15 protein-coding genes and 1 pseudogene are annotated in these 13101 nt (G+C 52.3%); 4 read left to right on the forward strand and 12 right to left on the reverse strand.

The window, feature by feature from the left end; all coding sequences use genetic code 11:
* The 7 genes and pseudogenes from ABLU88_RS24535 to mdh form a co-directional block, all read right to left on the reverse strand.
* A pseudogene (locus tag ABLU88_RS24535) lies at positions 1 to 79 on the reverse strand (oxaloacetate decarboxylase subunit gamma); the annotation flags it as partial.
* 346 nt (positions 80 to 425) lie between these two features.
* Positions 426 to 1043, reverse strand: coding sequence for a L(+)-tartrate dehydratase subunit beta (gene ttdB / locus ABLU88_RS24540; RefSeq protein ID WP_014227006.1), 618 nt, complete (start codon positions 1041 to 1043; stop codon positions 426 to 428).
* On the reverse strand, positions 1043 to 1942 hold the full coding sequence (gene ttdA, locus ABLU88_RS24545; RefSeq protein ID WP_025108481.1) for a L(+)-tartrate dehydratase subunit alpha: 900 nt from the start codon (positions 1940 to 1942) through the stop codon (positions 1043 to 1045). The genes ttdB and ttdA overlap by 1 nt, the downstream gene beginning before the upstream one ends.
* A gap of 32 nt (positions 1943 to 1974) precedes the next feature.
* On the reverse strand, positions 1975 to 3243 hold the full coding sequence (locus tag ABLU88_RS24550) for an SLC13 family permease (RefSeq protein WP_025108482.1): 1269 nt from the start codon (positions 3241 to 3243) through the stop codon (positions 1975 to 1977).
* Positions 3244 to 3453: 210 nt separating this feature from the next.
* Entirely contained in the window at positions 3454 to 4119 is a 666-nt protein-coding gene (locus tag ABLU88_RS24555) for a GntR family transcriptional regulator (RefSeq protein ID WP_014227009.1), read from the reverse strand.
* Complete coding sequence (locus ABLU88_RS24560; RefSeq protein ID WP_025108483.1) at positions 4091 to 4735, reverse strand: GntR family transcriptional regulator; 645 nt, start codon at positions 4733 to 4735, stop codon at positions 4091 to 4093. The genes ABLU88_RS24555 and ABLU88_RS24560 overlap by 29 nt, the downstream gene beginning before the upstream one ends.
* 131 nt (positions 4736 to 4866) lie before the next feature.
* Positions 4867 to 5805 (reverse strand): malate dehydrogenase, encoded by a 939-nt coding sequence (mdh, locus tag ABLU88_RS24565; protein WP_004854646.1) that lies wholly within the window; start codon positions 5803 to 5805, stop codon positions 4867 to 4869.
* Between the two features lie 413 nt (positions 5806 to 6218).
* Here mdh and argR point away from each other — a divergent pair, with 413 nt between their 5' ends.
* The 3 genes from argR to yhcN-B all read left to right on the forward strand — a co-directional run bounded on the left by argR (position 6219) and on the right by yhcN-B (position 7676).
* Entirely contained in the window at positions 6219 to 6689 is a 471-nt protein-coding gene (argR, locus tag ABLU88_RS24570; protein WP_004106225.1) for a transcriptional regulator ArgR, read from the forward strand.
* Between the two features lie 354 nt (positions 6690 to 7043).
* Positions 7044 to 7307, forward strand: a complete 264-nt coding sequence (yhcN, locus tag ABLU88_RS24575) for a peroxide/acid stress response protein YhcN (protein WP_004106226.1) — start codon at positions 7044 to 7046, stop codon at positions 7305 to 7307.
* A gap of 102 nt (positions 7308 to 7409) precedes the next feature.
* Positions 7410 to 7676: a DUF1471 family stress response protein YhcN-B gene (gene yhcN-B, locus ABLU88_RS24580; protein WP_004106229.1), complete on the forward strand. Its 267-nt coding sequence runs from the start codon at positions 7410 to 7412 to the stop codon at positions 7674 to 7676.
* A 50-nt stretch (positions 7677 to 7726) separates the two neighbouring features.
* On the opposite strand, the gene ABLU88_RS24585 is transcribed toward yhcN-B, so the two are convergent.
* From ABLU88_RS24585 to aaeX, 4 genes are all read right to left on the reverse strand, one after another.
* Positions 7727 to 8002, reverse strand: coding sequence for a barstar family protein (locus ABLU88_RS24585; RefSeq protein WP_004854654.1), 276 nt, complete (start codon positions 8000 to 8002; stop codon positions 7727 to 7729).
* Positions 8003 to 8141: 139 nt separating this feature from the next.
* A complete protein-coding gene (gene aaeB / locus ABLU88_RS24590; RefSeq protein ID WP_032720724.1) occupies positions 8142 to 10109 on the reverse strand; it encodes a p-hydroxybenzoic acid efflux pump subunit AaeB in 1968 nt (655 codons plus the stop codon).
* Between the two features lie 5 nt (positions 10110 to 10114).
* Positions 10115 to 11047: a p-hydroxybenzoic acid efflux pump subunit AaeA gene (gene aaeA / locus ABLU88_RS24595; protein WP_004854657.1), complete on the reverse strand. Its 933-nt coding sequence runs from the start codon at positions 11045 to 11047 to the stop codon at positions 10115 to 10117.
* A 7-nt stretch (positions 11048 to 11054) separates the two neighbouring features.
* The gene (aaeX, locus tag ABLU88_RS24600; RefSeq protein ID WP_002918640.1) at positions 11055 to 11258 is read right to left on the reverse strand and encodes a p-hydroxybenzoic acid efflux pump operon protein AaeX; all 204 of its coding nucleotides are present in this window, start codon (positions 11256 to 11258) and stop codon (positions 11055 to 11057) included.
* Between the two features lie 131 nt (positions 11259 to 11389).
* Here aaeX and aaeR point away from each other — a divergent pair, with 131 nt between their 5' ends.
* Positions 11390 to 12319, forward strand: coding sequence for an HTH-type transcriptional activator AaeR (gene aaeR / locus ABLU88_RS24605; RefSeq protein ID WP_004854659.1), 930 nt, complete (start codon positions 11390 to 11392; stop codon positions 12317 to 12319).
* Here aaeR and fucR read toward each other — a convergent pair.
* The gene (gene fucR, locus ABLU88_RS24610) at positions 12316 to 13062 is read right to left on the reverse strand and encodes an L-fucose operon activator (RefSeq protein ID WP_025108485.1); all 747 of its coding nucleotides are present in this window, start codon (positions 13060 to 13062) and stop codon (positions 12316 to 12318) included. The genes aaeR and fucR overlap by 4 nt on opposite strands.
* Positions 13063 to 13101: the final 39 nt, after the last annotated feature.

Raw genomic sequence — 13101 nt, forward strand, 5'->3', positions numbered from 1 at the left:
ACAGAAACGCCAGCACGAACCCCATGCCGAGAAACATCAGGGTGAAGCCTTCACCTAATAGCAGTGCTGCATCAGTCATAAAATAGCCTTCGGGCAGGAGGCACGATAATGATGTTATTTATCCCCGTCATCTTTCAAATTGCTTCTTTGTTGGCCAGCTTCGTTCCCCCCAGTCACTTACTTGCGTAAGCTCCCGGGGATGTAATGAGGGACATCCATGTCCCTCACCAGAGGCAGCCTTTGGCTGTTCAAATTCGTTCCAGACGAATTTGTCTCTCCCTTGCCGCCTCAAAGCAACTCGAAATCTTTTGGGTATATAACGAAAATAATAAGGGTGGATTTCCCTGGACCGCCCGGTCAGAGCCCCTGTTTATTATCGTCATAAACATCACGCCATCATTATCGTGCGAATGATATCATCCAGATTATTTGATAAAGCTTACGTTCTGGCATATTTCATCAGCGACTATCTCTTTACGCTGATTGAAAATAACTTTGTTCTGTTCAAACAGGTTATTACCATGAGTATCAATAGAAACAATTAACGGGCCAAACTCTTTCACCCGACATACCCACAGCGTTTCCGGCATACCCAGATCGCGCCACTGCGCATCTTCAATTTCTTCCACGCACACCGCGGCCACTACCGCGCAGCCGGCCGGGAATACGCAGTGCAGCGCTTTATGCTCCGCGCAGCCCTCTTCAGTGCCCTTGCCCATACCGCCTTTACCAACAATTAATTTCACGCCGGTCTTTGCAATAAATTCTTTTTCGAATTTTTCCATGCGCATGCTGGTCGTTGGTCCGACGGAGACCATTTCAAACTTATCGTCTTCGCCTTTAATCGGACGGACAATAGGCCCGGCGTGTAAAATAGCGCCGCCGCTAACATCAACGGGTAATTCGCGGCCACCTTCAATTAAGCGACGGTGCGCCACATCACGACAGGTAACAATATGGCCATTGAGATAAATAATATCGCCAGCCTTAATATCGGCTAAATCTTCATCTTTAATTGGCGTAGTAAGGATTTTTTTCGTCATCAGAAATTCACTCCGCTGTGAGACATAATGGTGTAGTTCAAGTCTTTATCAAAAACGATATGCCCTTTCCGGTGTGACCAGCAGCCCACGTTCACCGCCACCCCAATGGTAGAAGGATGACGCGCGGTGTTTTCAATATTCACGCCCATAACGGAGGTATTACCGGACATCCCCTGCGGCCCAAGGCCAATTTTGTTAATACCGTCTTCCAGCATTTTTTCCAGCGAGGCCGCACGTTCATTTTCATTATGCGAACCGATCGGACGCATCAGCGCTTTTTTCGACAACAGCGCCGCCGTTTCAACGGAGGTCGCCACGCCCACGCCGACCAGCAGCGGCGGACACGCGTTCAAACCGTAGCTGGTCATCACGTCGAGAACAAAGCGGGTAACGCCTTCATAACCCGCGCCCGGCATCAGCACCATCGCTTTCCCCGGCAGGGAACAGCCGCCGCCAGCCATATAGGTATAAATGCTGCACTGGTCAGAATTGGGGACAATCTCCCAGAACACCGTCGGCGTGCCTTTACCCACGTTTTTGCCGGTATTGTATTCATCAAAAGTCTCAACGCTGTTGTGGCGCAGCGGGGAATCCACGGTCGCTTTAATCACCGCTTCACGCAGCAGCGCTTCCAGCTCGCCGATCAGCGGGAAGTTCGCCCCGCACTCCACCAGAAACTGAATCACGCCGGTATCCTGGCAGGAAGGGCGATCCAGCTCCTTTGCCAGACGCTGGTTCTCAATCATGGTCATAAAGATGACGTCAGCCAGTTTACTGGTCTCTTTTTTATGCAAATCTTCCAGTTTTGCAGTGACGTCATCAGGTAAGACTTTGCCGGTATACCCCACAAATTTGGCCATCACATTGGTCATATGGGATATCTGTTCACTTTTGCTCATACAGGCTCCTTAGTCAGGACAGCTTCCGTTCATTACGGATGAAAAGGGAAAAGGATTGGCAGCAGAATCAGGCTGACAATGGTGGAAACGATAATCAGAGGGATGCCGGATTTGGCGTAGTCGACAAACTTATAGCCACCTGCCGACAGCACCATCATGTTGGCAGGCATACCGATTGGCGTAGCGTAGGCGCAAGAACTGCCGATAACCGTCGCCATTAGCACCGCACGAGGATCGGCGCCCATGCCCGCGGCAATCGACAGGCTCACCGGTACTAACAGCGCGACGGTCGCGGTGTTGGACATGAAGTTAGTCATAATGATGGACAGCGCAAAGACCACCACCAGCAGCATAAACGGCGAAGAGTTTTGCCCCAGCATGCCAATCACGTGATCCGCCACCAGTTTTCCCGCCCCGGTCATTTCCAGCGCTTTCGCCAGCGCCAGCGTGCCGCCGAAGATAAAAATGGTCTGAGAATCAATGGCTTTATAGGCCTGCCTTTCTGTAAGTACGCCGGTAACCACCAGCACCAGCGCGCCGATACAGCCCGCTACCGCCAGACTCACACCGGTCTGCTTTTCGAAAATCATGCCGAGGATCGTGGCGATCAGAACAACCAAAGAGAGGATCTGCTTCCAGCGCGGAACGTGGCTGTAATCGCGCTGTTCACCGATGCTGCCAACTGCACCGCTGTTCGGGTGATTGGGCAGGAATTTATAGCCGATGGTCAGGAAGTAAATAACGCCGCAAATCAGCATCGGTAAACCGACTTTGGCATATTCAAAAAAGCCAAAACCGCTGCCAATATTCTGCAAAGCTGACTGCGCAATCAGGTTGCCCGGCGCGCCAATCAACGACAGATTACCGCCGAGCGCGGCGGCAAAAACCAGCGGCATCAGCAACCGGGAACGGGCAAAGCCTGATTTCGCCGCCACGCCGATAACGACCGGGATCAGTACGGCTGCGGTACCGGTATTGGAGAGAAAACCGGACATCACGCCAACCACGACCATAATGGTAAAAATCAGCTGTTTTTCCGTTTTCGCGAAGCGCGTAATCACGCCCCCCACCTTATTCGCCATCCCGGTTTCAAATAGCGCCCCGCCGACGATAAACATGGCGACGAAGAGAATAACGTTGGTGTCGATAAAGCCGGCGAAAGCCTGCTTGAGATTGAGCACGCCGGTAAGCACCAGCGCGACGCAAACCACCATAGATGTGACCGCGAGGGGGATTTTTTCCCACACGAACATGGCGATAGCAAACACCAGCAAACATAGGGTAATGGTAATCGGTTCCATATTTATAGTTATCCCATCAATGATATATGATATTGTATCCAATATTGACGGGAGGGAAATTATTCCCATACAAAGAGTAAGTCAACGCGTTTTTTTCGAAAGCTTCAGGATTGAGATCTTTATCAAAATCTTGCGAAAGCAGTCACTTATCGAAACTTATTTATGAAATGAATAAGTAAGGCGCCTGCAGCGGTCCTACAGGCGATGCGATCAAGCGGAAGGTTCTTCGACGTAGCGCGTTAGCATGTTCTCCATCGAACGGATGATATGCTCGCGCATTCGCTGGCGCGCCAGCGCTTCATTATGCTGCTCCAGGGCCTGTAAAATCCCCTTGTGCTCGCGGATGGAAATGATCGCGTACTCTTCCTCAGTGACCTTATGCCCCATCGAAAGCCCGTTCCACATATTGCTGAGCAGCAGCTTCATTTTGCCATTTCCCGCCGCGTTCCATATCTCCATATGAAACGCCTGGTTCAGGTCTGAATATTCAGCTGAGTTATTTTCCGCCAGCGCTTTTTCCGCAGAGTAATGCACTTCGGCAATGCGCGAAATGTCCGTCCCGGGACGACACGCTTTAGCGACTGCTTCACTCTCCAGCAGCGCGCGAATCTCATAATGCTCGCGGATCGTTTGTTCGTTAATTCCCAGCACGACCGCCCCTTTATTGGGCCGGACTTTAATCAGCCCATCCGCAGCCAGTATCTGAAACGCTTCACGCACGGGCATACTGGACACGCCGACCATGGTGGCGATCCCTTCAAGGGTAATTTCTTGCCCTTCAACTAAATCTCGCGACAGTATAGCTTTACGTAATACTGCCGCGACCTGCTCTTTCGCTGAAAGAAGCTTAATTTTCCCTAATCGAGGCTTCTGCACTTTCCCAATCCTTCATGTGTTGACGCATTATTTCTGCCAGAGAGAGGAAATAACGCTGCGTTTCCTGCGCGATCTCGGCGCGATCGCCCTGACGAATAGCCTCCATCAGAGAGCTGAGTATTTGCGCCGACTCTTGATTATCCTCTTTCAGATACAGAATGACATAACCGATATAACCATCCAAAAACTGCTGATAAATTTTTTCCAGATAGCGATTATCAATATAAGAAATGAGCGTCTCGTGGAACGCCAGCTCTCGCGCTCGCTCACCGGGATGCCCCAGCGCGCGCGCGCTGGCCGCCAGCGATTCGCCCGCCGCTGCGGGTACCAATGAAAAAAGCTCCGTTGCCATCACCGCAATGGCCCGGAAAATATGGCTGACGTGGTCAGGCGCCAGCCTTGCGACCTGCATATGGCGGTTTGGCAAACGCACCAGAAACCCTTCCTGCTCAAGGGCCTGTAGCGCTTCCCGAACCGGCATACGAGAAAGCCCCAGCTGTTCGGCAATACTCTCCTGCGCGAGTTCATCCCCCGGTTTCATGCTACCGGAAAGGATCTCGTAACGGAGCATTTGCGTAATGTGGTCCCTGGTCTGCTTTCTTTCGATTTTTTTCACAACGTCCTCGTTTATTACCGCTCAAGACGCGGGGAGTTTAGCAGATTTACCAGCAGGTTGAGTCATTCAGGGGTGGGAGAAAGCCATAAAAAAGCCGGAACCCAGGCTCCGGCTTTTCTTTTCATGAAACGTTATTTATTCACAAAGTCTTCGCCAAGGGCGATATCTTTCTTCAGCGTATCCAGCATCCCCTCCAGCGCCTGCTGCTCAAACGCGCTCAGCGTGCCGATAGACTGACGCTGCTCTACGCCATTTTTGCCTAACAGCAGCGGCTGTGAGAAGAAACGGGCATATTGACCATCACCTTCAACGTAGGCGCATTCCACTACCCCTTTCTCTCCCTGCATGGCACGAACCAAGGAGAGACCGAATCGCGCGGCGGCCTGTCCCATCGAGAGCGTTGCTGAGCCGCCACCGGCTTTTGCTTCCACAACTTCAGTACCGGCGTTTTGAATGCGCTTAGTCAAATCGGCCACTTCCTGCTCGCTGAAGCTGACGCCCGGAATTTGTGACAATAAAGGAAGGATAGTCACGCCTGAGTGGCCGCCAATCACCGGAACCTCAACATCTGATGAAGATTTGCCTTTCAGTTCGGCAACAAAGGTATTCGAGCGGATAATATCCAGCGTTGTGACGCCAAAGAGCTTGTTCTTATCGTAAACACCGGCTTTTTTCAGCACTTCTGCGGCAATCGCCACGGTGGTGTTCACCGGGTTGGTAATCACCCCGACGCAGGCCTGCGGACAGGTTTTGGCGATTTGCTGTACCAGATTTTTCACAATACCGGCATTAACATTGAATAAATCGGAGCGATCCATGCCGGGCTTACGCGCTACGCCCGCGGATATCAGCACCACATCAGCGCCTTCCAGCGCAGGGGTGGCGTCTTCGCCGGAAAAACCTTTGATTTTTACATCGGTAGGGATATGGCTTAGATCAACCGCCACGCCCGGGGTTACCGGAGCAATGTCGTACAACGAGAGTTCTGAACCTGAAGGCAGTTGGGTCTTAAGTAGTAGGGCAAGCGCCTGGCCAATTCCACCAGCGGCGCCGAGGACTGCAACTTTCATCCTAAACTCCTTATTATGGTTAAAATAGTCTTTCGTTACTCCGTCGCCTGGACCTTAATTCACAAGATGAACAATTACAATAATTATGGCTGAAGAATGCGTGGTCGTGCGCAGCGATGCAGCAGCTTCGCATTTTCCTCCCTGAGACTGACCATCCAGCAAAGCGTAGTACCGGATCGACTGTTGGTTACAATACACCCAGCACATTGAGCAGAACAACATCATTTAATAACATTTCATTTACTTTTGTGGCAATTTGCGCGCCGTGACGAAAGCATGTTCCTTATTAGGGTTTTTTGCTAAAATATGCGCCCTTCATAACATTATTTACGCTTCTCCCCTGCGGATTATTTGCATAAAAATGCATGTTTATGCATAATGATGTTGTTTTTACCACCATAATTGGGTGACTTATGCGTAGTTCGGCAAAACAAGAAGAACTGGTTAAAGCGTTTAAAGCGCTGCTTAAAGAAGAGAAATTCAGCTCTCAAGGTGAAATCGTTCAGGCCCTGCAAGAGGAAGGCTTCGATAATATCAACCAATCGAAAGTCTCACGTATGCTCACCAAGTTTGGCGCCGTACGCACGCGTAACGCCAAAATGGAAATGGTTTACTGCCTGCCCGCCGAGCTTGGCGTCCCGACGACCTCCAGCCCGCTAAAAAACCTGGTGCTGGATATCGATTATAACGATTCGGTCGTGGTTATTCATACCAGCCCAGGCGCAGCGCAGCTGATCGCCCGGCTTCTGGACTCCCTTGGCAAAGCCGAAGGGATTCTCGGCAGCATTGCGGGTGATGACACTATCTTTACCACCCCGGCCAGAGGTTTTACCGTTAAAGAGCTGCATGACGCCATTCTCGTCCTGTTTGAGCAGGAACTCTGATGCCCTTCCCTCTGGTTAGCGCCGGAGGGTATCCCTTCAAAAAATTATCATTTCTTTAACATTTTGTGTGTTTTTCCGCTTCTATACATTCATTTACGTGATGAAACCGGCTTAAGCGCACAAAAGATCAAATTCACCTATCCTTATGATTTTATTAGCCATAATGACCAAGCATGGCGAAGAAAAGACATTTCTAATTCTTATATGTTATAAAAAAGACATTTCTTTGTAATTATTTACATGAAAAACAATTAGCAAGGTATTAATATTTTCAGTGATTAGTGTATACTTGATTTTGTGATGAGGGTCACGAAACAAAGACCCCCAACAAAAAGATTCGACGAGGTGAACATCATGAAAATCAAAACCACTGTAGCAGCATTGAGCATCCTTTCCGTTCTGTCTTTCGGCGCCTTCGCCGCTGACTCTATCAACAGCGAACAGGCTCAAGGCCGTCAGGCAATCGGCACCGTTTCCGTCGGCGCGGTAAGTTCTTCCCCGATGGATATGCACGAAATGCTGAACAAAAAAGCACAAGAAGAAGGTGCTTCTTCATACCGCATTATTGAAGCACGTACCGGTGACCACTGGCACGCAACGGCTGAACTTTATAAATAAGATTTAACGATTGTCGGTCATTAACTGAAACAGAATCTCTCCAGCGGCCCCAGGTTCATTAAGCCTCCCGCCGCTGCAAATATTAAGGTTGGAGAAAAAATTATGAAAAGCGCAATTATCATCGCATCCCTGGGTCTGGCTTCCGTTCTCTCTTTCGGCGCAAACGCCGCCGTTAATCAAGTGAACGCCGAACAGGCGCAAAATCTGCAGTCCATGGGCACCGTTTCCGTTTCTCAGGTAGGCAGCGCGCCGATGGATATGCGTCAGGAACTGGCGGCTAAAGCTGAGAAAGAAGGCGCCAGCAGCTACCGTATTATTGAGGCCCGTACCGGCGATAACTGGCACGCTACGGCTGAGCTGTACAAATAAACCCTCGTCGTCTTATCCGACGACTTGCCCCCGCTCCGTCGGGGGCTTTTTTATGACTGCCGCACATTAAAACGCAGCTCCCCTTCCAGCTCCTCTTCCGCCTCATCAAAGAGCAGAATTAACGCGCCGAAACGCCGGCGCTGATTATCGCTTAAATGAATAAACTCAATCTCCAGCGGTAAGGGTAACAGCCCGGCGGTCACGGCTTCCCACAGAGAATCCAGGTTATTCACTTTCTCACGCGCTAAAGCAAAGGTACGAGAAAACTCACGATAAAAATCCTGCTGCTCAGCTATTTCATCAAAATCAAAGGTATAGGTAGTCATTGCCCGCATCCCGTCCACACCTGCAACTTTTCATAGCCCGGTCATCCCGGCGTGTAGTTCCACTCTGACGGAGGAATTCATACTCTGAGCGTTAAGTATAGCGATAAAAAAACCGACGCTTCGGCGTCGGTTCTGGCGGTTAGCTGTTGGTTAACACATGCTGGTACTTATGCAGCATCTCCACCAGCCTTCGTACCGGCTCGGTCACCTGCGGAGAGGCTTCCCAGTGCTGTAATTTTTGCTGGTAGATATCCAGTTCATCAAGCAAGCGGGCAAAATAGTAGCGGCGCTTATCATCACTACTGGCTGAAATGACGCGATCCGCGGTACGTCGCAGCTGCCGGTGAAAGGCCGACAGATCGTCATTTATCGGTACCGGCGCATCGCGCAGACGCTGATGCGCGATAATCAGGGTCAGCGCCAGACGAAAGCGGGCGATATCGCCAGGGAATTTATTCAGCAACAAAAAGAGCTGACGATACAGGGCCGGCAAGTGGTTCTCTTTACGTCGCGCCATATTGGTGGTCAGCGATGATACCGCCGCCGAGACAAACTGGTTGAGCAGCACGCGGCCGGTGCGGGCCTGCGAATTATCACGCACCAGCAGGATCACCATCAGCGCAAGGAAGCATCCGACAATCTGGCCCAGGGCACTATCAAGAAACTGGTTGAATTCAAACTTCATCGGATTGTCGAGCACCAGAATATTAATGGTGCTGGCCAGCGCCCCCAGCGAACCGAGCCGCCGCTTTTGTACCTCGATGCCGATAAAAAAGGCCATCACCGCCAGGCTGATACACAGCAGCAGCATACTTTGCTGCGTCGCGGGCATAATCACGAGGAAAAACAGCGCCCCCAGCGGTAACGCCGCCAGCGTGCCGTAGAGGAAATCGATAGCTACCATCCGCGGATTAGGTAAACGCATCGCTAAGGCCGTGACAACCGCAATCATGACCATCGCCCCGCTTCCTGAAGTCCAGCCGGTCCACAGCCAGAACAGCGTACCGAGGATACAGGAGATAGACGTACGCCAAAAGTTGACCATCGCATGGTGCCGCTCGGCGGATTCCGCCTTCACCACCACTTCGCCTTGCAGCACTTCTTCTTCAATACGGCTGATTTTGGTATTGCCGACCACGCCCCGCTTCAAAAGCAGATAGCGCGTCGCAGCGCCTACCCAGCTGTAGATTGTTACCGGCGTATTGTGCTCTCCCTTCCAGGTCAAGAAGCGGCGCATCCGCTTTAGCTGGCGGTGCACGTCCTGCACGGTCTCGACCGGTTCAGCAAACAGCTCGCGGTAATCATCCGTCACCATCTCAGGCCGGGTATTCTGAATCAAATATGTTTCACAGGCCTGAGTAATTAAGGTCAGAGAGAGGGTATTGATCGCCTTCAGCCGCTGATTCACTTTTGCCCAGCGCGATGACTCCATGATCAAGTTGCCGCGCATCCCTTCCAGCGCGTTGGTACGACGCACCAGCGCGCTCCAGGCCTTATCGACGTCATCTTTATCACCATGCGCCACGCAAAGCTGCATCAGGCGATAGTGATCGATCAGCAGATTATCCAGTTCAAGGTCGATCTCTTTTTTAATCGAACGCGGAGAAAACAGCAGGTCGGCCACAATGGCGCTGACGATACCGATGACAATCTCACTGCATCGCTCAACGGCGAACTGCGGCGCCAGCATCGGCTCTTCATGAATAGTGATAATAATGATAAGCGCGGTATAGCCCGCCAGGCCCCAGGCATAGGAGTTCTCAACCCGCACCAGCGAGGAGATCCAGGTGCAGAATCCGGCCCACAGGCAGCATACCAGCACCATCAGCAGCGGGGCGCGGATCATCAGGATGATGATCGCCAGCGCGGCGATACAGCCGATAAAGGTGCCGGCGATACGCAGCATCCCGCGATAGCGGATCGCCCCGGAGTAAGGCTCCCCGCCTGCGGCAAACGCCGGGCCGGCAGCAACGATGGCGGCGGTAAGCACCGCCCAGCGCGGCGTTTCCAGCTGAAAATGAAAACCGACGAATAACGCCAGCACCACCGCGCAGGCTAACTTAACGGCGAAGCGGAGATGCCGGAGTTCGATGGTGAAGATCCCCATGGCGATTAACCGAACTCACGCAGGCGCATCGCCAGTTTCTGGAAGAAGTTTGCCTGGCGAGTATCGCGATCCTCTTTACCGGTAATCACCACCGTCGCGGTGGTACCCGCAGGCCAGAGATTGCCCTGCTGTTGATCGAGGCGAATACGTACCGGCACCCGCTGTGCCAGACGTACCCATTCAAGGTTAGAATCAATAGAGGCCAGCCCTTTTGAATCGCTGCTGCTGCTGGCATTGGTGACGCCTGCAGCAATGCTGTCGACGGTGCCCCTGAGGGTGTGTACGCTTCCCAGCGGGGTAATTTCAGCACGAAAACCGGGGCGCACGCCCTCAAGCTTGGTCTCTTCAAGATAGGCCATAACGTAGAAGGTATTCTGCTTCACCAGCGCAACCGCGGTGGAGCCTCGGGTGATAAACTCGCCGCGGTAAACGTTCAGGTTGGTCACCCAGCCGTCGGCCGGGGCGCGAATCACCGTACGTTCAAGGTCAAGCTTCGCCAGGTCGCGACTTGCCGTCGCTTTGGCTAATTGATGCTCAACGGTTTGCAGAACGTTATTCGCCTGGTCTATCTCTTCCCGGGACATGGCCTGGACGCCAAGGCGGTTACGACGGCCGGCTTCGACGCGCTTCTCCTGCGCCAGAGTCTGATAGTAGGAGACATCGGCTTCAGCCTCGGCTAACGCCTTCTGGTAACGCGGCTGGTCAATGACGAACAAAACCTGGTCTTTCTTAACCAGTTGGTTATCCTTGATATTCACCTGCGAAATCAGGCCGGAGACATCGGGAGCGATGGCCACAATATCCGCACTAAAACGCGCATCGCGCGTCCAGGGCGAGGCGGTGTAATACACCCATGCGCGAAAAATCGCCATAAATGCAAGGATAACCAGTATCACAGTGATTGCGGTACGGAGGATATTTCTTGTTAGTGTTTTCACATCAACCTCAAACGAACAAACGTGATATCAGATAAAACAGGCAGCAATATAGCGCGGTATTAAACAGTGCCGGGTGCCAGACAAAATCATAGATGCCCGTTGGAACCAGCAGGCGGTGCACCAGCCAGAAGATGGCTAGCGACAATAGCAATTCAAAGAAGATCGGCGGAAACGACAAGCCGAAAATCACAATGACAGGAAACAGACTCATGATGACCTTGATAAGAAGCGTACAGGTGATATGCGCGATGCGTTTATTATTAAGCTAACTATATAGTAACGTAACAATTGCGGTCTTATCTATAATGTGTGATCTAAATCACTTTTAAGCCAGAGTGAATAATGGAACGATTAAAACGCATGTCCGTTTTTGCCAGAGTGGTCGAATTAGGTTCATTCACCGCCGCGGCCCGCCAGCTCCAGATGAGCGTTTCTTCCATCAGCCAGACGGTAGCCAAACTGGAAGATGAACTGCAGGTTAAGCTACTCAACCGCAGTACGCGCAGCCTTGGCTTAACAGAAGCGGGAAAAATATATTATCAAGGCTGTCGGCGAATGCTGTTCGAAGTCCAGGATGTCCATGAGCAGCTGTACGCGTTTAACAATACGCCCATCGGTACGCTGCGCATCGGCTGTTCTTCAACTATGGCACAGAATGTCCTGGCTCGCATAACCGCCGATATGCTCAAAGAGCACCCCGGTCTCTCAATCAATCTGGTCACAGGCATTCCCGCGCCGGACCTGATTGCGGACGGCCTGGATGTGGTTATTCGCGTGGGAGCGCTGCAGGATTCCAGCCTCTTTTCCCGCCGCCTGGGCTCCATGCCGATGGTGCTCTGCGCGGCAAAAAGCTACCTTCAGCACGCCGGATGTCCGGAAAAACCGGCGGATCTCGCCAGCCACTCGTGGCTGGAATACAGCGTCCGGCCGGATAACGAATTTGAAATCATCGCTCCGGAAGGGATTTCAACCAAGCTGATCCCTCAGGGCAGATTCGTCACCAACGATCCGATGACGCTGGTGCGCTGGCTGACGGCAGGCGTCGGCGTGGCTTACGTTCCGCTGATGTGGGCGATCGAAGAGATCAACCGCGGCGAACTGGAGATCCTGCTGCCGAGCTACCAGTCCGATCCGCGACCGGTATACGCGCTGTATACCGAGAAAGATAAGCTGCCGCTTAAGGTACAGGTATGCATTAATTACCTGACTGAGTATTTCGTCGGGGTGGCGAAGATTTACCAGGGGATGCACGGCCGGGGGATTGCCCGCTAGCGGCCCGAGCCCGCCACAGAGGGTAAGAACAGATTATCGGGCCCGGCATCGGAAATAATCTGCGTTACGTCGCGGAGATTGCCGATACGCACCTCGCCGGAACGATCAAATTTGCTTTTGTCGATTAATAATAGCGACTGTGCCGCCCGTTTCAGAAGCAGCGATTTGTAGGCGGCATTATTGGCGCTGGAATCCCAGAGTACGCCATCGTTATCGATCCCCTCGCAGGAAAAAATAAACAGATCGATCTCCAGCGATTTGACCTGAGAGAACAGCGCCGGATTAACGTAATAACCATACTGACGCAGGAGCTGCCCCCCGGCGCTGATCAGCTGGATCCGCTCACGGCGGCCCAGCTCTACGCAGACCGGATGGCTATTGGTAAACACCGTCAGGGTCATATTCGGTAGCTGACGCGCCAGAAACCAGCAGGTTGAGCTGGCATCCAGGGCGATCGTCATTCCTTCATCAATCCACGCCAGCGCCGTACGCGCGATATCAGATTTATGGGCATAATGGCTTTTCACGCGGCTATGAAAAGGCTTCTCGCCGTTGTGATTGTTACGCTGGAGAACGCGCGCCTGCCCGTGGCTACGCTGAAGACGCCCCTGCTTCTGCAGCTCGCTCAAATCGCGACGAATGGTCTCGATACTGACCTGCAGCAGATGGGACAACGCTTCGGTGGTTAAGGTGTGATGCTGGTTGAGTAGTTCGACTATCTGCTGCTGACGCGCGGCTTTCATCGCGACTCCGCGGAGGTGATTTGCGCTTTCGCCGCGGGC

This window comes from Klebsiella sp. GW_Kp182 (assembly GCF_040062275.1).
Classification (GTDB): Bacteria; Pseudomonadota; Gammaproteobacteria; order Enterobacterales; family Enterobacteriaceae; genus Klebsiella; species Klebsiella michiganensis.